Genomic DNA, 19,875 nt, shown 5'->3' with positions numbered 1-19,875 from the left:
GAAAATATTTCGTGTTTCTAATTAATTATATAAAAGACGGCAGCAGAATGAAATAAAAAACGACGGTTTCTAATGAAACCGTCGTAAATCATCCATTATTGAGCATTGCGGTTTCGTCCGCCCATACTTCTCATGACAAGACTGACGATGAAAATCAAAATGATCGCACCGATCAGAGCCGGAATGATATTAAATCCGCCGATCATCGGACCCCAGCGTCCCAAAATCATGGAGCCGAGCCATGAACCGATAAATCCCGCGATAATATTTCCAATGATTCCTCCGGGTACATCACGTCTGATAATGAGGCCGGCCAGCCAGCCTAAAATTCCGCCGATGATCAATGACCAAATAAATCCAAACATTGAACAAAACCTCCTTGTTTTTTAGACATTTTCAGCCTTATACCTATCTTTTGGAATTCGTGAATAAATATACAAATTTTCTCTAAATGAAACCATTCGGGCGAACAAACGTATGGAATACGGACACCTGGAACAGGCATAAGACGCTTAAATCAAGAGAGGAGAGTAAAATGAGACAGCCTATAAAGGAATTAAAAGGCTTTCGGGCATTTGCCCTGGAAAAAATGAAGGAGTGGAACGTTCCCGGAGCCGCTGTTGCAGTCATTAAGGAAGACGAGATCATCATGGCGGAAGGGTTTGGATTCAGGGATAAAGAACGGAAATTAAAAGTGAACCCGGAAACGGTATTTGCGATCGGTTCCGCTTCCAAGGCATTTACAACGGCGGCGATGGCGGTTTTGGCTGATGAAGGGAAAATGGAATGGGACAAGCCGGTAAGGGAATACCTCCCGGAGTTTAAGATGTATGATCCGGTGGCAACCGAACGGATGACTCCCCGTGATCTGGCGTGCCATCGTTCGGGCCTCCCAAGACACGAAATGATGTGGTACAATTCCTCCTTTTCAAGGGAAGAGCTTTTCAGACGGCTCCGCTACCTTGAGCCGAATCTGGATTTTCGATCAAAATGGCAGTATCAGAACCTGATGTACATGACGGCCGGTTATCTTGCAGGAAGAATAGCGGGAACGACATGGGAGGAGTTTGTTCATGAGCGGATTTTCAAACCCTTGCATATGACATCCAGCAGCTTCTCGGTCGAAGATATGCAAAAGCTTTCCGATTTTGCCTTTCCATATCAAGAGAAAAACGGAACAGTTGAAAAAATTCCTTTTCGCAATATCGATGTGATCGGGCCGGCTGGATCGATCAATTCCAATGCCTTGGATATGGCAAATTGGGTGCTGCTTCAGCTTGGTAGCGACAAATTCAGCGGTGTTCTATCAGAGGGAAGCCTTCATGAGCTGCATACGCCTTGCATTTCCTGCGACTCCATTCTTAAAGCGAAGGAACTCCCTGTCTGCAGCTATGGGCTCGGCTGGTTTGTTGAACCGTACCGTGGCCGTCATATGATTCATCATGGCGGAAATATTGACGGTTTTTCATCGCTTGTTGCTTTCATGCCTTATGAAAAGATCGGGATTGCCATTTTGACAAATATGAACGGCAGCTTTCTCCCAAATGTTCTGGCGTACAATATTTTTGACCGCTTGCTTGGATTGGAAGAGATCGATTGGAACGGCCGGCTGAAAGGCGAAGCGGAAAAAATAATGAAAGCGGCTTTAGGGGTGGATCGAACCGCGGATCTTACCAAAATTGAAGGAACGAAGCCTTCTCATGACCTGAAGGACTACACAGGTGTATACGAGCACCCTGGCTACGGTGAAATCAAAATAGAGTGTAAAGACGGTATGTTACAGGCGCTCTTCAATTCGTTTGTGATGCCTTTGAAGCATTATCATTACAATATATTCGAGATGAAAATGCCGCTCACGGAGATGGCGATGCTCTCATCTTTCAGCGCTGATATACACGGACATATCAGCCGCCTTTCCGTACCGTTTGAAATGGCGGAAGGCGCTGGAGAAATCGAATTTGTCAGGAAGCCGGATCAGCGGTTGTACGATCCTGAATTTCTTGCTTCTTTAACGGGCGAATATGCATTGGAAGCCGGAACAGATGTCGTTGTGTCTTTCAGAAACAACCGGACGCTCTGGGTTTCATTGCCCGGTCAGCCTGATTACGAACTTGAGCCTTACCGTGAGTTGACATTTCAAATCAAAAACCTGCCGGGTTTCAGCGTCCGGTTCGAAGCCGGCGATTCCGGACAGGTAACAGGTTTGCGCTTCATCCAGCCGAATGGAGAATTTCCTGCTGTTCGGAAATAGCAGCAGAAGACATATTTCGATTTATTTCCCGAGAAATATACCAAGTGTGAGCCGCCTAGTCACTCCTGGACGGCTTCCAGCAGTAAATCCGCCAGATGAACAGCTCTCACTTGGTTTGTAAGCCCCGCTCGTTCAATGCCGAGCTTCATTTGCAGCAGACATCCGGGATTAGCTGTAACGATCGTAGCAGCCCGGGTCGCTGTTGCTGCTTCCATTTTTGTATCGAGAATTTTCATCGACATTTCGGATTCGACAATGTTATAAATACCGGCTGATCCACAGCAGCTTTCGGCATTTTTCATTTCCTTGAATTCAATGCCGTTGATGCTGCGAATAAGGTATCTCGGCTCAGCGGAGGTGTTCATGACATTTCGCAAATGGCACGAATCTTGGTAGGTGACGATTTGCTGCGGCAGTTCAAGGGATCGCTGATCAAAGTTCAGCTCCAACAGGACGGAAGAAAAGTCTTTCAGTTTCCCTGTAAAAACCGCTGCCCGTTTCCGCCATTCAGAGTCATCTTTCAGGAGATGATCATATTCCTTTAAAAATGCTCCGCATCCCCCTGCATTTGTCACGATAAAGTCCGCGTTTGAATCCTCGAATGCCTGAATATTTCGTTTTGCGAGCAGGACGGCCTCAGACTTTTCGCCGCTGTGTCCGTGAAGGGCACCACAGCAGGTCTGCTGTTCGGGAATGATGATCTCGCAGCCGGCCAGCCGCAGCAGCTCGATGGTTGCCATATTCGTATCTAAAAACAACGTATCCATGAGGCAGCCCGAGAAAAAGGCGGCCCGTTTTTTTCTCTCTCCGATCGCAGGGAGCAGGTGCGGCCGTTTTTTCAGCTGTTTCATATCGGGAACCTTCGGCAAAACAGCCTCCATTTTCGCGAGATGGTCCGGCAAAAGACGAAGTAAGCCCGATTTGCGAATCACATTTTGCATGCCGGAACGCTGATACACGCCGAGTATTCCAGTCAGCGCCCTGATTCTGTTTTGGTGGGGGAAAAGCCCTTTGAATACCGCGCGGCGAAGCACTTTAACCGGAAGGGTGTGTTTTTTGTTCTGCTGAATAATATCCCTCGCTTCTTCAAGCAAGCGCCCGTAGTTTACGCCTGAAGGACATACAGGTTCACACGCCCGGCAGCCGAGGCAAAGCTCCAGTGACCGTTCGACATCCTCATCAGGCTCAATCGCCCCATCGACGACCGCTTTCATGAGCGCGATGCGTCCGCGCGGTGAATGGCTTTCCTGAAAACCGGATTCGATATAGGTGGGGCATGACGGCAGACAAAAGCCGCAGCGCATGCAATTCAGCAGCTCTTCCTCGTCCATTCTTTTTTTAAACTGCTGTTCAATGACCTTTCTTTCGTTAGCTGTCGTCATTTTGTCACCACCACCCGCTTGCGGGAGTCTTTCGCAAATATCTTCCCGGGATTCATGATGCTGTTAGGATCCAGCGCCTGTTTTACCGCCTTCATGGCGGCGATTCCCGCTTTGCCCAGCTTCAGTTCCAGATAAGGAGCTTTCATTTCGCCGACCCCATGTTCTCCGGTGATTGTTCCTCCCAGCTCAACCGCTTTTTTAAAGATGTCTTCAAAAGCCTGTTCGACCCGTTTCATTTCTTCACTGTTTCTGACATCTGTCGTACAGGTCGGATGAAGGTTGCCGTCGCCTGCGTGCCCGAATGTACAAATCGATATTTTGTGCTTTTCGGCGATCGTATTAATTGCTTTTACCATTTCGGCAATTTCAGAGCGCGGTACCGTGGCATCCTCCAGAATGGTCGTCGGCTTTAAACGGGCTAAAGCGGAAAGTGCGGTGCGGCGGGCCTCCCGAAGATTTTCCGCTTCAGCTTCTGTTTGCGCGGTTTGAACGGACACAGCATTTCCTTTTGTGCAAATCTCTTCAATCAGGGCAATGTCACGGCGGACTGCTTCCTCGGTGCCGTCCTGTTCGATCAGGAGAACCGCTTTGGCATGGACGGGAAGGCCGATTTTCGCGAAGTCTTCGATCACCTGAATCGTGGGCTGATCGAGAAATTCGAGCGTCGTCGGAATGATTTTGTGTGCGATGATATTTGAAACCGTTTGGGCTGCAGAGTCGATATCTTGATAGAGGGCGAGGACGGTTTTTTTTGTTTCGGGTGCCGGGATGAGTTTCAATGTTGCTTCAGTAATGATGCCGAGCGTTCCTTCAGAACCGACGAAAAGACGCGTCAAATCATAGCCGGCAACGTCTTTGGCGAGTTTGCCGCCAGTGCGGATGATATCCCCGTTTGCGAGAACGACTTCAAGCGCCATGACATAATCGCGTGTCACTCCGTATTTCAGCCCGCGGAGGCCGCCCGAGTTTTCATTGATGTTGCCGCCGATTGTCGAGATCTTCATCGAGCTCGGATCGGGCGGATAAAATAATCTCTTTTCTTCAGCGGCGTGAATTAAATCAAGCGTGATCACGCCGGGCTGAACGGTTATCGTTAAGTTTTCTTCATCGATTTCTAAAATTCGATTCATATGCTTAAACAGGAGGACAATTCCTCCTTCAGTCGGGCATGTGCCGGCGCAAAGATTTGTACCTGAACCTCTCGGCACAATCGGAATGCGGTGCGTGTTGCAGATTTTCACGATTTGCGATACTTCTTCTGTGCTGCGCGGGGCTATGACCGCGTCAGGCATCGATTGAAACTGGGGTGTCGCATCATAAGAATAGACGAGCCGTCCGGCGTTCGAATCGTCATAATTGACAGAGCCGACAATTTCAATCAACTGGGATTTCACTTGTGAGGAAATCATGTATGATCACATCCTTTACCAATTATTATACAAAAACAAACGCTTTCAAAAAATCATTCTTTTAAACTTCAAAAAAAAAGAACCCGTTTTCAAAGAAAACGCGGTTCTTTGCAGGAGGCATCAGGTTGCAAGGCTGATTGCCTGATTCAGCACTTTTGCTCCGTCCATCATTCCATAAGCCATTTGATCAATGACGGCCACGGGCGTATGATAAGGCTCGGCGCGCTCTGTCATTTGCCCTTTTAAATACCGGACCTGCGGACCAATCAGTATCACATCAATTTCATCCAGATGACTTGGCAAATCTGCCTCCGCATATGCATTAATTTCGGCCTTCAATGAACGGTTTTTCGCTTCTTCCCTCATTTTTTTGACCAGTATACTCGTAGACATTCCGGCTGAACATACAAGTGCGATCTTCATTTTTCCCTTCCTTTCTGAAGCTCTTGATATAAATGAATCAATTCTTTCGCCAAATCTTTTACAGTAATGGCTGTCATTAAATGGTCCTGCGCATGGATTAATAATAGATTGGGTGAAAGGCCTTCGCCTTGTGCTTCTTTTTGCAGAAGGCGGGTTTGCGCCTGATGAGCTTGGCTCAGCTCCGATTCTGCTTCTTGTATTTTTTGATATCCGGTTTCCCATTCGTGTTGTTTCACAAGCTGCAATGCTTCCATTGCAGAAGAACGCGCATTTCCGGCGTGAAGAATGATTTCAAATGAGACCTGTTCCAATTGTAGTGTATCTGCCATGACATTCACTCCTTACTTATTCGTTTTCTGTCTGGTGCAAGGCGGAACGTTCTGCTGCTTTTATAAACGGGAGGTAGAGCAGGGTGGCCAGCACCAGGTTGAAGATTTGCAATAAGACTCCCCGGACTGATCCTCCGGTGACGAGATACCCGCTGACAATCGGCGGCGTTGTCCACGGAAGGATCGCGACAGTTTTCGGGACGAGACCGGAAGCCAAAGCGACATATGACGTAATCGTTAAAATTAATGGAATCAAGATAAACGGAATGAACATGATCGGGTTTAATACAATAGGAAGTCCGAACAGAACGGGCTCATTGATGTTAAAAAGGCCGGGTGCGAGAGACACCTTCCCGATCGTTTTGTAGTGCTTCGATTTCACGGCAATTAAAATGCCGGCAAGCAGAGCCAATGTCGTTCCCGATCCCCCCATAAATACGTAAGAATCGAAGAAAGGCTTTGTCACAATATAAGGCACTTCAAAAGCGCTCATTCCTTGCGAGAATAAGTGTTGATTTTCCTGAATGAGCGGGAGGTAGACGGATTCCATGATCGGCCCGAGGATATTTGTTCCATGCAATCCAAAGAACCAGAGCAAATGATTCAAGAAAGTGAAAATCAAGGCTGACCCAACCGTGTTGGAAAGACCTTGAAGCGGCTCTTGAATCGTGCTGAAAACAAGCTCATGGATGCTTTGTCCCGAATAATGAACAATCAGAGCATTACATAGCCCGGCAGTGGATAAGATGACGGCAGCCGGCAATAGAGCATTCAAGGATTTTGTGACGCCGTCAGGCACTCCTTCAGGCATTTTGATTTTCCATTTCTCATTTTGTGAAAACAGCCGGAAGACTTCCGTCGACAGCAAAGCCACGATTAAGCCGACGAACAGGCCTTGTGCTCCCAGCCAAGTCATTGAAAAGCCAAAGTCTTCAGTGGTCGGCGTAAGCACGGCGAATGCGCCAATCCCGATTAATGCGGCAGACAGGCCATCTGTGTGATAGGACTCGGCCAGCTTAAAGCTGACAGCCGCAACGGCTAAAAGGCTCAACAGAGCAAAAGAGCCATTCCATATCGCCCCGCCGACAGCAGTCCATCCCTCTCCGAACAGGCCGGTCATAAAGTTTTGAAACGCCGGTATTGGAAAATTATTAACCAGGATGGCGAGGGAACCGATGATAATAAGAGGCATAATGGCGATGAATCCGTCGCGTATTGCAATCAGGTGTCTTTGGGAACCGATCTTTCCGGCGATCGGCATGATGTTTGCTTCGATGAATGCCATCATTTTATTTTGTTTCATGTTCACAGACCTCCTCAAAAAATTGCGGGAGGTAACGTTTATGCGCCTCGAGCATTTCATCCAGTACCTTTTGAGCTTTGTGATCAGAGGAGACCAACGGATTGGTGATCATGGCTGAATATGCCGTATTGTAGTCGCCGGTGACCGCAGCTTCAATCACTAATTGTTCAAATTTTTTCATCAGGCAGATCGGCCCGCAAATGGCAGCAGGCAGTTTTCCGACGGTCAGAGGAATCGGTCCGCTTTTTGTAATGACACTGTTGACTTCGATCACCGCATCATCGGGAAGGTCTGGTATGCTTCCTTTATTCAGTGTGTTCACGGTCTGAATATCCATTGAATGATGATAAAGCGAGTTCATTAATGAGCAGGCTGATTCACTATAGTAAGCCCCGCCGCGGCCTTCCAGTTCTTTAGGCTTCTCATGGATCTCGGCGTCTTTGTATTTCTCAAACAGCTGCCGCTCCACTTCCATGACGGTTTCCGCTCGTGTTCCGTTGTTATTGTACGCTTCGATATCTTTTGCGAGCGCATCTTCATGTTGATAATAGTACTGATGGTACGGGCTCGGAAGCATACGTAAAGACCGCAGAAATTGGCGATTCCACGGCAACGCCGCAATATTGGAGGGCGAGTAGCCGAGGTGATCATTCAACAGATGCTCAATCGTCTCTTCCGTCCGGTCGATGCCGTCGATCCATACCCTTTTTCCGAAAACAAAATGGTTGAGGCCTGCGAATTCAATCATGACGCGGTTCACATCCACGCCGAATATTTCTGCAATGCTATTTTTCATGTTGTAAGGAATATTGCATACCCCGACGACCTTTTGATGAGGTCCGTGCTTCAGCAAAGCTTCCGTCACGATGCCGGCCGGATTGGTAAAGTTGATCAGCCATGCTTCGGGACAAATCTTTTGGATATCGCGAGCGATATCCAGCATGACAGGAATTGTGCGGAAAGCTTTAAACATACCGCCGGCTCCGTTTGTTTCCTGCCCGATTAGGCCGTGGCTGAGCGGAATTTTTTCGTCTAAAGCTCTCGCCTTCAGTCCGCCGACTCTGATTTGAACCGTGACGAAATCGGCACCTTGCAACGCTTCTGCCCGATCTATTGTATGGCTCAGTTCGATGGGAACCCCCGCATGCCTGATCATTCGCTTCGCGAGTTCTGAGACGATGCGAAGTTTTTCTTTGCCCTCCTCGATATCAACAAGTGCAATCTCATTCACCGGAAATTGATGCTGCCGTTTGATGATGCCTTCAATAATTTCCGGTGTGTAGCTGGACCCTCCGCCTATAACAACTACTTTCAGCGCCATAATCCCCCTCCTTCATTCTCTTTATATGAAAGCGCTTCACACAATTGAAACTTAACATGTCATAACAAATTTGTCCATACATATTTGTTATGACAAATTGTTTTTTTTAGGAACCTTTTGTGTTATTCTATAATTACGAACACACCCCAAAGGAGAACATGTATGGCGAAACAACCACAGCTCCACAGTCAAATTAAACAAGATATTGTAGATAAGATTGAAAGCGGTTATTATCCGCCTGGCAGCCTGCTGCCGACGGAGTCCGAGTTTTGCAAACTGTATGATGTCAGCCGGACGACGCTGCGGACCGCGCTGAATCATTTGCTTATGGAAGGGGCCATTTACCGAAAGCAGGGAAAAGGGACATTTGTCGCCAAAGGAAAAGTAAAGCAGATCTTGAGCTCCAGCAGCCTCCGTTATGCAGAGCAATTGAAGGCTCAAGGCTTTAAACCGAAAATCAAAGTTGTTGATTTGCAAAAAATAAAGCCGTCTGAAAAAATCCAAACCCTCCTCGGAATCGACGCTGAACAAATGGTCTATCAAATCAAAAGAATCCGCTATGCGGACGATGAAGAAATCCAGTTTGAAACAGCCTATATCAGAACGGATCTCGTCCCCGAAGTAACGGAAGAAATGGCGAATATTTCACTTTACCAGTGCATCAGCAGGCAAGGAAACAACATAAAAAGAACAGAGGAACAAATCAAAATTGTGATTTCTGATGAGGAGATTGCACAACATTTAAATATTACACAAGGCACACCTTGCTTCCAGATATCGACGCAAACATTTTTGGCGTCGGAAGAAGTCGTCGAGTATTCTATGGCCTATTTTCGCGGTGACCGTGTTGAGTTCTTCATTGAACGTGATTATGAACAAAGGGGGAATGAAAGGTGAAATCTCTAATCATAAATGCGGATGATTTTGGATTTTCAAGGGGAGTCAACCTTGGAATCATTGAAGCTTTCCAGCACGGGGTGCTCACATCGACTACGCTCATGGTCAATATGCAAGAAGCGGAGCATGCCGTCGAACTCGCACGGCAAAATCGTGAACTCGGAGTCGGCGTCCACTTGGCATTGACGGCCGGGCGCCCGATTCTCGGCGGACTGCATACGATAACGGATGAAGAAGGGAATTTTCGCAAGCTTTTGTACTACCAGGGTTTCTTCGACATTGACCTTGATGAAGTATACCGAGAGTGGAAAGCGCAAATAGAGAAAGCTTTGTCTTTCGGTTTAAATCCGACACATATCGACAGCCATCATCATATTCATACATACGGAAATCTCCCTGAGGTGTTTGTAAAGCTTGCGAAAGAGTATGACCTGCCATGCAGAAAGGTCAATCATGATCATCCTTCACTGTGGAAGGGTGTAAGGTCGAACGATGCTTTTGAGCTGAAAGTCGATCGATTGAAGGATCTTTCGAGCATCCTTCGTGATTATCAAGACGCAGCAGTGATTGAAGTGATGTGCCATCCGGCTTACGTCGATAAATGTCTGCTTGAAAAATCGTCTTTCCATTATCCTCGGGTATATGAACTTTCACTGCTGACGGAACCTTCTCTTAAATCGGCTTTGCAACAATGTCCGGATATTCGTCTTACGTCTTACGCTAGTCTATGAAGAGGCTAGAGGCGCCGCTTCTATTCCTTAAATGGAGTAGAAAGCGGCGGTTGTGTAGTCAATGTCTTCAAGTTGACAGTTCAGAAAATTCTGATTAATATAGATTTGTCATAACAAATTCAGCAACCCTTCGCCATTAAAAAGTCTTCTTTTATACGCAAATGTATAGACATCTATACGTGTTTCACCCTCAGCACAACCAGCTTTTCCAAACGAACACACCCGAAATTTTAATGAAATCATGATGTCAATCTCATTTATGTAAGCGTTTTCCCTTGTTGGCTTCTGTGCAGCTGCAGCTATTAGATGACAAGGAAAAATATAAAACAAACAAAAAAGGCGGTGAGGAATAGGAGATTTCTAGTTTCATGGTTTGTCAAAAAAATTGGATGAAAAGGAGATGAACATCGTGTTGGTCAACAAAAGCAAAAAGTTTTTCGTTTTTTCTTTCATTTTTGTCATGTTGCTGAGCTTGTCATTTGTAAATGGGGAAGTTGCAAAGGCCGATTCCGGAAAAAACTATAAAATCATCGGCTACTATCCATCATGGGGTGCTTACGGAAGGAATTTTCAAGTTTGGGATATGGACGTTTCAAAAGTCAGCCACATTAATTATGCTTTTGCTGATATTTGCTGGGAAGGAAGGCACGGGAACCCCGATCCGACAGGCCCCAATCCCCAAACATGGTCATGTCAGGATGAAAACGGAGTGATCGACGCGCCAAATGGAACAATCGTAATGGGCGATCCCTGGATTGACGCACAAAAGTCAAATCCCGGGGATGTCTGGGATGAACCGATCCGCGGCAACTTTAAACAATTGCTGAAGCTGAAAAAGAGCCACCCTCATTTGAAAACGTTCATATCGGTCGGCGGATGGACTTGGTCTAACCGCTTTTCAGATGTCGCGGCAGATCCTGTGGCAAGGGGGAATTTCGCCGCTTCGGCCGTTGAATTTTTAAGGAAATACGGGTTTGACGGGGTCGATCTTGACTGGGAATACCCGGTCAGCGGAGGATTGCCGGGGAATAGTACACGGCCGGAAGATAAAAGAAATTACACGCTGCTCCTGCAAGAGGTGCGTAAAAAACTTGATGCTGCAGAAGCAAAGGACGGCAAGGAATACTTGCTGACGATCGCATCCGGCGCAAGTCCGGAGTATGTGAGCAACACTGAGCTTGATAAAATTGCTCAAACCGTGGATTGGATTAACATCATGACCTATGACTTTAATGGCGGATGGCAAAGCATAAGCGCCCATAATGCGCCGCTGTTCTATGATCCAAAAGCAAAAGAAGCAGGCGTTCCAAATGCTGAGACCTACAACATTGAAAACACTGTGAAACGCTATAAGGAAGCCGGTGTCAAAGGGGACAAATTAGTGCTTGGAACACCGTTCTACGGAAGGGGCTGGAGCGGTTGTGAGTCCGGCGGCCACGGAGAATATCAGAAGTGCGGACCGGCGAAAGAAGGGACATGGGAAAATGGAGTATTCGACTTTTCAGATCTTGAAAAGAATTATGTAAATCAAAACGGCTATAAAAGGTATTGGAACGATCAAGCGAAAGTGCCGTTTTTGTATAACGCGGAAAATGGCAATTTCATCACTTATGATGATGAACAATCATTCGGCCACAAAACGGATTTTATTAAAGCAAACGGATTAAGCGGAGCGATGTTCTGGGATTTCAGCGGCGATTCCAATCGGACGCTTCTCAATAAATTGGCAGCCGATTTAGATTTTGCACCGGACGGAGGCAATCCGGAGCCGCCTTCATCGGCACCTGTGAATGTGCGTGTAACCGGAAAAACTGCTACAAGTGTCAACCTGGCTTGGGATGCGCCGAGCAGCGGAGCAAACATTACGGAATATGTCGTGTCATTTGAAAACCGGTCGATATCTGTAAAAGAAACATCAGCGGAAATCGGCAACTTGAAGCCGGGTATGGCCTACTCATTTACAGTTTCAGCAAAGGATGCCGATGGAGAACTCCATACCGGACCAACAGTAAAGGTCACGACGAATTCTGACCAGGCATGTTCATATGACGAATGGAAAGAGACGAACGCATACACGGGCGGAGAGCGGGTTGCATTTAATGGAAAAGTGTATGAAGCGAAATGGTGGACGAAAGGCGACCGGCCGGATCAATCCGGTGAATGGGGCGTATGGCGGCTGGTCGGAGGCTGCGAATAACAGAAAGTCAAATGGATAGAAAACGATAAAGAGAGATTTGGGAAAAAGCTTCTCACGTCTCTCTTTATGGACAAAGGAGTCTGAATAAACATGAAGATAGCCGCTTCATCTATTTTATCCTGTGTGCTGCTCCTTGCGCTTTTTATCCCGAACCGGCACATTTCTGCAGAGACTTCAAATGAACAACCGGACTGCCGTCCGGAAGGGCTTTGGGACTCAGGCGTTGAACATGTGCCGTACTGCGATGTATACGACCGGGACGGCCGTGAAAAGCTTGCCAATCAGTTAGACCGGAGAATCATCGGGTACTTTACAAGCTGGCGTACTGGAAAAGGCAATCAAGATCGTTATTTAGTAAATGATATCCCCTGGAAGTACTTGAGCCACATTAATTATGCGTTTGCCCACATCGGGGAAGATCATCGGATTTCAGTCGGAGATGAGACAGATGAGAACAACCCGTCCATCGGGATGACCTGGCCGGAGCATTCCGATGTAAAAATGGATCAAACCTTGCCGTATAAGGGGCATTTTAACCTTATCCATCAATATAAAGAGAAATACCCGAATGTAAAAGTTTTGGCGGCTGTCGGCGGTTGGGCCGAAACCGGCGGTTATGTTGACAGGGACGGGAAGCGGATTCCAAGCGGCGGCTTTTATTCGATGACAACGAATGGAGACGGATCTGTAAACCACAAGGGTATTCACACCTTTGCGGAGTCGGTCGTTGCGTTTCTCAGAAAATACGAGATCGATGGAATCGATATTGACTATGAGTACCCTACATCAATGCAGGATGCAGGAAATCCTGCAGATTGGAACATCGCCAATCCGCGGCGCAACGGGTTAAATAAAAGCTTTGAGGCATTGATGAAAATATTAAGAGAAAAGCTTGATCAAGCGTCCGCTGAAGATGGAAAGTACTACATGCTGACCATTGCAGCGCCATCATCGGCATATTTACTGAGAGGGATGGAAACGTTTAAGCCGCTTCGATATGTCGATTATGTCAATATCATGTCCTATGATCTTCATGGAGCCTGGAATGAGTTTGTCGGACCGAACGCTTCTTTATTCGATAACGGCGAAGATGCCGAACTCAAGCATTCCAACATATATACTACGCCGGAATACGAAGGGATCGGATATTTAAATACGGACTGGGCTTACCATTATTTTAGAGGAGCTATGGAATCGGGGCGAATCAATATCGGTGTTCCTTATTATACGAGAGGCTGGAAGAATGTGAACGGCGGAGTAAACGGGCTGTGGGGAACATCCAAAAGCGCAGATTGTCCTCAGGGACTCAGGCAATGCGGTGACGGAGCAACTGGAATCGATAATATTTGGCACGATAAAGATGAGCAGGGGAATGAAATTGGAGCAGGGGCAAACCCGATGTGGCACGCCAAAAACCTTGAAAAGGGCATTGCCGGTTCTTATCTGGAAAGGTATGGATTGAGCAAGGCTGATTTGACAGGCGCTTATCAAAGGCATTATGACGCGGGGCTGGCAGCGCCTTGGCTTTGGAATCCAGAAAAGAAAGTGTTTCTATCGACAGAGGATGAGGAATCGATCAAAACGAAGGCGGATTATGTCGTTGATAAAGGAATCGGGGGTGTCATGTTTTGGGATTTGAGCGGCGATTATGACTGGTATCCCGAACGAAACGGCAATAAAGGAGAATTCGATATTGGCAATACTTTAACGAGCACGCTGTATCACAAATTCTCGGATACAACACCATACGATAACCGGCTCAGCACATCGCCTTTTCCTGATGAATCATTGGATGTAGACATAGAGCTGACGAACTTTCCATTAGGAGATCAAAATTACCCGATCCACCCGGTAATGAAGCTGATCAATAACAGCGATGTCACGATTACGGGAGGTTCTGTTATCGAATTTGATGTGCCGACATCCACTTCCCCTCGGTTTGGAAGCTGGAGCGGCGATCAAGTTGAAGTGATTGCTAAAGGGCATACGGGACCGAACATTGGCGGACTGACGGGAGATTTCCACCGCATCGGAGTGACTCTATCAAGCTGGAAAACGATTAAACCTGGTGAGGCGGCGGAGTTTCAGCTTGTTTATTATTTGCCGATCAGCGGCCCTTCAAATTTCACGATATCAATAGATGGAAAAAAGTACAGGCTTAATGTGAAGTAAGTGTGCAGCCGTTAGATATAACAGCCCGTTCCAAAAGGAAGCGGGCTGTCTTCGTGTGTTATTGGGCGCTGTTTTTCCAGTTGCTCAAATTGTCAAACACTTCTTTTGTAATCCGGGTGCCTCTGTTGTACGAAGAGCCGCCGTAAACTCCATTTGTGTGGACGGCAAGCGAGCATGGACCGCTGCAGTTCGTTCTTGAACTGCTTTGTTCGAATACCGGTGAACCGCTCTGGCCTCCGTACGTGTCCATTGCATACTGCAATTTATACGTTTCGGAGATGGCAATCGGTCCTGAATGCTGCCATTGTGTGCCTGTTGTTTTATCGCCTGGATAACCGCTGATAGTAACAGTTGTCCCGACAAGTGATGAAGTGGTGTACGAGTATCCGAAGTATCCGACAGTATTGCCGATTGGTTCGCTTAGTTCGATTGCACCGTAATCGTAATTGGTGTTACCGCTTCTCCATCCTGACGGAATAAAGTAGCGCGTCGATTTAACAGAGCCGTAAGGGTAGCTTGTCCCGTTCCGTCCCGGCGAAACAGTAGCTGTCCCGGCAAATGAACCGCTTGATGTGTCATAGATGCAATGTCCGGCTGTTGCGACGGTTTTCGGACCGATCATCCATCCGGTGCACGAACCGATGCTGCTTGAAATATGAACGATCGCTCTGTACGGATATGCGCTTGTGTTGGTCACCCTTGTCCGATCATCAGAACCAATCACCGATTTAATGCTGTAAGGAGCTTTGGCGGAGGACTCTTTTGCCGTTTTTTCCTTTGTTTCATTCACTTTGCCGGTGCCTGTAAATGCCTTTGAATACGAGCCGTATTGATCGCTTTTCATGTTTGGATCATAGGTAACCGATGTTTCCGCTTTGTATGAAGGATCGCTTGAAACAGGAGAATGAGGCGATGGTGCGGCTTGGGCCGGGTGGATACCTAAAGAATAAATAGAAATACCAATGAGACCTGTGATCAAACCTCGTTTAACACTCTTTTTACTAACCAAATCGTATCACTTCCTTATTTTGTTGTAAGTTCAAGTTAGATATTAACAAAATAATTCTGAATTTTCCATATGTTCAAAAAAGATCATACTAGAGGCATGTATTAACATTTTGTTTGATCATATTGATACCGGGTAATGTACATGAAGAAAAGAAATTGAGGGGGGTTTAAGTTGTACAGTGATTTAAAAGGAAAAACAGCAATTGTGACCGGTTCTTCAAAAGGTATAGGCAAGGCGGTTGCAGAACGGTTTGGAAAAGAAAAGATGAATGTGGTTGTCAATTATCACAGCGATCCCGGAGGCGCACGGGAAGCCGTCGACAATATTCAAGCAGCGGGCGGAAACGCCCTTGCGGTAGAAGCTGACGTGTCTTCTGAAGAGGATATAAAAAAGCTGATTAAATCAGCAGTTGAACATTTCGGCTCACTTGATGTCATGGTCAATAATTCAGGATTTAACGGCGCAGAAGCCCTCCCGCACGAACTTGAACTTGGTGAATGGCAGAAAGTGATCGACGTTAATTTAACCGGTACGTTTCTCGGCGCACGGGAAGCCTTAAGATATATGGCGGACCGCCACATGAAAGGGAGCATACTCAATATATCAAGCGTTCATCAGCAAATTCCGAGGCCGAAAAATGTTCATTACTCCGCTTCAAAAGGCGGAATGAAGCTTTTGACAGAAACGCTTGCCCTTGATTATGCGGACAAAGGAATCCGCGTCAATTCGATCGCGCCGGGAACGATCGCAACCGAAAGCAATGAAGACTTGGAGGGAAGCCACAAGTCGGCACAGCTGAAAAAGATACCGATGAACGAATTTGGCGAGCCTGAACAAGTGGCTTCCGCAGCGGCATGGCTTGTGTCGAAAGAAGCCGCCTATGTAACGGGCGCGACTTTGTTCGTTGACGGCGGCATGACGCTTTACCCGTCACAGCTGGAATAGCAAGTGCATTTTTCAGCTCCCGTTCTGCCTTTTTCGAATGGCGGAATGGGGGGTTTTTTATTGCGTCACCTTTTATATCCTGTTTTTGTATATAATAGTTAAAAAGATGAGTTTAATAGCTTTAATGCTATTACAACTTAACTAACAAGGAGATTATAATGCAAAACAATGTCGTTCACATTGCCTTCGGCGAATCTGCCGGCGGCAGTATTAACATGATGCTCAAACAGTCGGGAGGAACCCAGGAAAAGAGTCTGATCGTCATTCCTGAATTATTTTCCATCGGGCCGCTTCAAAACCTGGAAATTAAAGAAGGCAGGGTCAATCGTTATGAATGGTTGAAAACATATCTCAATGACCGATTTCACGAGCTTGGAGAGATATACAGCCGTTTTGAAGATGCGGTTTCTGCATTAAGCCGTATTCAGGAGCAAGCCTCCGTCTTTATGTGGACGGGCGATCATGCACACGAACAAACGGGCCTGAGATTTGTACATCATATCCTTCGGCAAATGAACCTGGCTGTTTTCCATCTGAATACGTCGAAGTACTTTCCCTATACCCGAAGTTCTGGTGAATTGAATGATGAAAAACTGAGATTCATTTATGAACAAGGGGATCAGTCGGCTTTGACAGCCGCTGAAAGACGGGGCCTTGCGGAGGAATGGACAGCGCTGTCTCAGCAGACAAGCGTGTTGCGAGTATGGGAAGACGGCAGAATTAAAAGCGTGAAAGAAGACTTTTATGATTCGTTCATCATCGGCAAGCTCGCACAGCTTCAAAAAAACCGTTCAACCAATACCTTTATCAACTGTCCCCGCCTGATCGGCGAAGTCATTGGCCATCTGAAGGAGAACATCGGAGATGAATTCATCGAGTACCGCATTTTAGAGCTGATCCGCAAAGGCATTTTTGAGATGGAAGGCGTACCAAAAGGAATGAGATATTTTAGCATAAGGTTAAAATCGCCATTTAAGTTCACCATTTAAATCCAATTATCTCAATTTTCATGAAACGATTAATGGTATATTTCGTATACATAAGGAGACGAAAATGAAAGAGAGGTAGACAGGATTTGGTTCGTGAACAGTTAAAACAAAAAGCGCAGTCCATCAGTAAGGTTCCCTCACATTATCAGCTCATGATCGAAGATTACGGAGAAAAGGACGAAAAAGAGAGGCCGGTTTTTTTCGTCTGGAAGGATATTGAAGAGCCGGATCAGGACATATCGGTAGAGTTAGATCATCACGGCCGCTTAATCAGTTTGACAAAAGAGTATGAACCGGCGGTCGAGGAATCTCTTCCAGAGGAAAGGCTGCTGAAAATCGCCCTTCAGTTTACAGAACAGCATTACCCGAGTGCGTCTCATGAATTTGTTTACCATGAAAAGAAGGAAACAGAACAATTCGTCCGTTTTACGTATGTTCAGACTGTCCTTGATCTTCCGCTGCCGCAAACAGGCTTTTACGTCAAGGTCGCCAAGAACGGAGAGGTGATGGAGTTTCGCTATAACGGTGGAACAAGCTCTTTCTCCATTCCAAAGCAGATCGCTGATAAGGAATCGGTGACAGCCGATTATCTTAAACATATTCAATTCGAATTGGCGGTCGAAAAAGTCCGCAGTGAGCTTTATGAAGGGGGAGATGATCGCCCGCATCTCATTTACGAAGCAGACTTGCCGTTTTTCAGCTATCCTGCCGATATCACGGGAAAATGCCATATGAAGCCTGCGGCGGATGAAGAGGAAGAGGAGGAAACATTGCCGCTCCCTTTGCTGCCTGAGGCTGACCGTCATGCTGATATCGATGACATGATCGGCTATACTCCTTCGATGCGGAAAATCCGTGAAACCGATATGGGAGAGTCAATTGGAACGGTATGGCGCCTGGGAAACGAACCTGAGCCGAGAGACCGGAGTATAGCCGGCTATTTCGAAACATGGAACAAAAATACGTTGAAAATCATGAAAGATAAAAAGTCAGGGAAGCTCAAAGGGGTAGCTTCTTTCATCAAATCAGAAGGACACCTTTCCTTGAGCGTGGAAGACTGCTTGAAACGGGCGCTGCAATTTTTGTACAAGCTTTATCCCGGCGCAGATCAGCTTTTTCGAATGCATCCGGCGGAAAATGACGGGGACAGGCAAAACGCTTTTTTTCAATTTGATCTTCAATACAAAGAGGTGCCGTTAAGGCTTGGCTCTGCCAATATCAGTATCAGTCGGACAACCGGCAGGGTCGTCGGTTATAACGGTCCGGAAATCGAGCCGGAAGCGCTGGCCGATCTGAGTCCTTCGCCATCTATTTCAGAGGAAGAAGCGAAAGCGGTTTTTGCAGCGGCATTTGATGTGAAGCTGCAATGGGAAAGGGATTACAGTCGGGAAAAGGATGACTTCTACAGGCTTATTTACCGGCCGGTCTACCCGTACTTTATCGATGCCCATGACGGAAAGGCGTTTATGAGCAAAAACATGTAATAAACGGCGGCTGGCTAAGGCACAAAGGCCCCCGGCCGCCGTCTCTTGTAAGATCAGGTGTCGTCCTCTGTCCCAGTGGAGATCGGATGGTCGGGGTAGCTGATCCAATCGCTCCAGCTGCCGGCATACAGCTTCACATTTTCAAATCCGGCTTCTTTCAGGCCGAGCACATTTGGGCAGGCTGATACGCCCGATCCGCAATAGACGACAATTTCACTGTCCGGGTCTAAAACAGCATAGTGCTGTCTGAGTTGTTCTTTGCTTTTCCATAATCCGCTTTCGGTCAGATTGCCTTTCCAAAAAAAGTTTTTGGCTCCGGGAATATGGCCGGCCCGGTGATCGAGTGGCTCGTTTTCCCCTGTGTATCGAGAAGGATCACGCGCATCAATCAGGATGGAGTTTTTTCTGCCGATTCGCTTCAGCACGTCTCCGGCATCAAGGAGTTCGTTTTCTCTGAGCGCCGGCTTAAACTCGCGCTGGATAGGACGGGGAACCTCGGCGGTCATCGCATAGCCCGATTTGATCCAGTTGGACAGACCCCCATCCATAATATAGACGCTGTCATGCCCGAGGTAGTGAAGCTGCCACCAAAAGCGCGCTGCAAACATGCCGCCGCTGTCATCATAAACAATGACATCTGTTTCCCGGTCAATGCCGATTTTCCCAAGCTTTGCGGCCAGACGGTCAGGGTCTTGAAGCGGATGTCTGCCGCCGTGCACTTCCGCATTACGCGACAGATCCTCTTTTAAATCAATGTAAACGGCTCTCGGCACATGGCTTTTCGTATACGTTTTCCGGCCTTCGTCCGGTTTTGTCAAATGAAACCTCACATCGACAATAACCGTTTGGTCCGGATTTTCCCTTAATCGTTTGTATACCCATTCAGGGCTTTTCAATACTGACAATCCGATCCCTCCGCTCCCCTTTGTTTTTTCTCGGGTTCTGATAATAGAAGAATAGCTTTCTTTCAAGGGGAATGTCAAAGATAAATCCCGAAATCGTCATCACCTAAATGAAACAGAATATGATAAAG

Annotated in this window: 17 protein-coding genes; 8 read left to right on the top strand and 9 right to left on the bottom strand. The window is 46.9% G+C overall.

Annotation, left to right across the window (positions count from 1 at the left end):
- Positions 1-95 precede the first annotated feature (95 nt).
- On the bottom strand, positions 96-365 hold the full coding sequence (locus M1E03_RS19900) for a GlsB/YeaQ/YmgE family stress response membrane protein (protein ID WP_017474015.1): 270 nt from the start codon (positions 363-365) through the stop codon (positions 96-98).
- 170 nt (positions 366-535) lie between these two features.
- Between M1E03_RS19900 and M1E03_RS19895 the strand changes: the two genes are divergently transcribed.
- Positions 536-2,251 (top strand): serine hydrolase, encoded by a 1,716-nt coding sequence (locus tag M1E03_RS19895; RefSeq protein WP_020450040.1) that lies wholly within the window; start codon positions 536-538, stop codon positions 2,249-2,251.
- A 59-nt stretch (positions 2,252-2,310) separates the two neighbouring features.
- Here the strand turns inward: M1E03_RS19895 and M1E03_RS19890 are convergent, their stop codons facing one another.
- From M1E03_RS19890 to M1E03_RS19865, 6 genes are all read right to left on the bottom strand, one after another.
- The gene (locus tag M1E03_RS19890; RefSeq protein ID WP_458110577.1) at positions 2,311-3,633 is read right to left on the bottom strand and encodes a (Fe-S)-binding protein; all 1,323 of its coding nucleotides are present in this window, start codon (positions 3,631-3,633) and stop codon (positions 2,311-2,313) included.
- Complete coding sequence (gene glcD / locus M1E03_RS19885; protein WP_458110576.1) at positions 3,630-5,042, bottom strand: glycolate oxidase subunit GlcD; 1,413 nt, start codon at positions 5,040-5,042, stop codon at positions 3,630-3,632. The genes M1E03_RS19890 and glcD overlap by 4 nt, the downstream gene beginning before the upstream one ends.
- A 120-nt stretch (positions 5,043-5,162) precedes the next feature.
- The gene (locus tag M1E03_RS19880) at positions 5,163-5,465 is read right to left on the bottom strand and encodes a PTS sugar transporter subunit IIB (protein ID WP_023857786.1); all 303 of its coding nucleotides are present in this window, start codon (positions 5,463-5,465) and stop codon (positions 5,163-5,165) included.
- The gene (locus tag M1E03_RS19875) at positions 5,462-5,794 is read right to left on the bottom strand and encodes a PTS lactose/cellobiose transporter subunit IIA (RefSeq protein ID WP_212110300.1); all 333 of its coding nucleotides are present in this window, start codon (positions 5,792-5,794) and stop codon (positions 5,462-5,464) included. Before M1E03_RS19875 ends, M1E03_RS19880 begins: the two co-directional genes overlap by 4 nt.
- A 16-nt stretch (positions 5,795-5,810) precedes the next feature.
- Positions 5,811-7,097: a PTS cellobiose transporter subunit IIC gene (gene celB / locus M1E03_RS19870; RefSeq protein WP_020450045.1), complete on the bottom strand. Its 1,287-nt coding sequence runs from the start codon at positions 7,095-7,097 to the stop codon at positions 5,811-5,813.
- Positions 7,084-8,418, bottom strand: a complete 1,335-nt coding sequence (locus M1E03_RS19865) for a 6-phospho-beta-glucosidase (RefSeq protein WP_026580483.1) — start codon at positions 8,416-8,418, stop codon at positions 7,084-7,086. The genes celB and M1E03_RS19865 overlap by 14 nt, the downstream gene beginning before the upstream one ends.
- Positions 8,419-8,580: 162 nt before the next feature.
- On the opposite strand from M1E03_RS19865, the gene M1E03_RS19860 reads away from it, so the two are divergent.
- From M1E03_RS19860 to M1E03_RS19845, 4 genes are all read left to right on the top strand, one after another.
- Positions 8,581-9,315, top strand: a complete 735-nt coding sequence (locus M1E03_RS19860; protein WP_020450047.1) for a GntR family transcriptional regulator — start codon at positions 8,581-8,583, stop codon at positions 9,313-9,315.
- Positions 9,312-10,046, top strand: a complete 735-nt coding sequence (chbG, locus tag M1E03_RS19855) for a chitin disaccharide deacetylase (protein WP_023857788.1) — start codon at positions 9,312-9,314, stop codon at positions 10,044-10,046. Before M1E03_RS19860 ends, chbG begins: the two co-directional genes overlap by 4 nt.
- A 400-nt stretch (positions 10,047-10,446) precedes the next feature.
- Positions 10,447-12,243 carry a glycosyl hydrolase family 18 protein gene (locus M1E03_RS19850; RefSeq protein ID WP_206761293.1) on the top strand — a complete coding sequence of 599 codons (1,797 nt, stop codon included), beginning with the start codon at positions 10,447-10,449 and terminating at the stop codon, positions 12,241-12,243.
- Between the two features lie 90 nt (positions 12,244-12,333).
- A complete protein-coding gene (locus M1E03_RS19845) occupies positions 12,334-14,415 on the top strand; it encodes a glycosyl hydrolase family 18 protein (RefSeq protein ID WP_328067003.1) in 2,082 nt (693 codons plus the stop codon).
- Positions 14,416-14,473: 58 nt separating this feature from the next.
- Here the strand turns inward: M1E03_RS19845 and M1E03_RS19840 are convergent, their stop codons facing one another.
- Positions 14,474-15,424: a trypsin-like serine peptidase gene (locus tag M1E03_RS19840; protein ID WP_023857791.1), complete on the bottom strand. Its 951-nt coding sequence runs from the start codon at positions 15,422-15,424 to the stop codon at positions 14,474-14,476.
- 171 nt (positions 15,425-15,595) lie between these two features.
- Between M1E03_RS19840 and M1E03_RS19835 the strand changes: the two genes are divergently transcribed.
- From M1E03_RS19835 to M1E03_RS19825, 3 genes are all read left to right on the top strand, one after another.
- The gene (locus tag M1E03_RS19835) at positions 15,596-16,369 is read left to right on the top strand and encodes a glucose 1-dehydrogenase (RefSeq protein WP_020450052.1); all 774 of its coding nucleotides are present in this window, start codon (positions 15,596-15,598) and stop codon (positions 16,367-16,369) included.
- A gap of 158 nt (positions 16,370-16,527) precedes the next feature.
- A complete protein-coding gene (locus M1E03_RS19830) occupies positions 16,528-17,358 on the top strand; it encodes a DUF1835 domain-containing protein (protein ID WP_025810799.1) in 831 nt (276 codons plus the stop codon).
- 86 nt (positions 17,359-17,444) lie between these two features.
- On the top strand, positions 17,445-18,842 hold the full coding sequence (locus tag M1E03_RS19825) for a YcdB/YcdC domain-containing protein (RefSeq protein ID WP_025810798.1): 1,398 nt from the start codon (positions 17,445-17,447) through the stop codon (positions 18,840-18,842).
- Between the two features lie 53 nt (positions 18,843-18,895).
- Here M1E03_RS19825 and M1E03_RS19820 read toward each other — a convergent pair whose 3' ends face one another.
- A complete protein-coding gene (locus M1E03_RS19820; RefSeq protein WP_186440101.1) occupies positions 18,896-19,747 on the bottom strand; it encodes a sulfurtransferase in 852 nt (283 codons plus the stop codon).
- Between the last annotated feature and the right edge of the window lie 128 nt (positions 19,748-19,875).

The organism is Bacillus sp. PK6-013 (genome assembly GCF_054161445.1).
Note: the sequence above shows the minus strand (reverse complement) of the source record. Positions and strands in the feature narration are given on the sequence as shown.

What these genes read in the sequence shown, in the direction of transcription:
- M1E03_RS19900 (WP_017474015.1), bottom strand. Translation starts at nt 365, where the DNA reads ATGTTTGGATTTATTTGGTCATTGATCATCGGCGGAATTTTAGGCTGG.
- M1E03_RS19895 (WP_020450040.1), top strand. Translation starts at nt 536, where the DNA reads ATGAGACAGCCTATAAAGGAATTAAAAGGCTTTCGGGCATTTGCCCTG.
- M1E03_RS19890 (WP_458110577.1), bottom strand. Translation starts at nt 3,633, where the DNA reads ATGACGACAGCTAACGAAAGAAAGGTCATTGAACAGCAGTTTAAAAAA.
- glcD (WP_458110576.1), bottom strand. Translation starts at nt 5,042, where the DNA reads ATGATTTCCTCACAAGTGAAATCCCAGTTGATTGAAATTGTCGGCTCT.
- M1E03_RS19880 (WP_023857786.1), bottom strand. Translation starts at nt 5,465, where the DNA reads ATGAAGATCGCACTTGTATGTTCAGCCGGAATGTCTACGAGTATACTG.
- M1E03_RS19875 (WP_212110300.1), bottom strand. Translation starts at nt 5,794, where the DNA reads ATGGCAGATACACTACAATTGGAACAGGTCTCATTTGAAATCATTCTT.
- celB (WP_020450045.1), bottom strand. Translation starts at nt 7,097, where the DNA reads ATGAAACAAAATAAAATGATGGCATTCATCGAAGCAAACATCATGCCG.
- M1E03_RS19865 (WP_026580483.1), bottom strand. Translation starts at nt 8,418, where the DNA reads ATGGCGCTGAAAGTAGTTGTTATAGGCGGAGGGTCCAGCTACACACCG.
- M1E03_RS19860 (WP_020450047.1), top strand. Translation starts at nt 8,581, where the DNA reads ATGGCGAAACAACCACAGCTCCACAGTCAAATTAAACAAGATATTGTA.
- M1E03_RS19850 (WP_206761293.1), top strand. Translation starts at nt 10,447, where the DNA reads ATGAACATCGTGTTGGTCAACAAAAGCAAAAAGTTTTTCGTTTTTTCT.
- M1E03_RS19845 (WP_328067003.1), top strand. Translation starts at nt 12,334, where the DNA reads ATGAAGATAGCCGCTTCATCTATTTTATCCTGTGTGCTGCTCCTTGCG.
- M1E03_RS19830 (WP_025810799.1), top strand. Translation starts at nt 16,528, where the DNA reads ATGCAAAACAATGTCGTTCACATTGCCTTCGGCGAATCTGCCGGCGGC.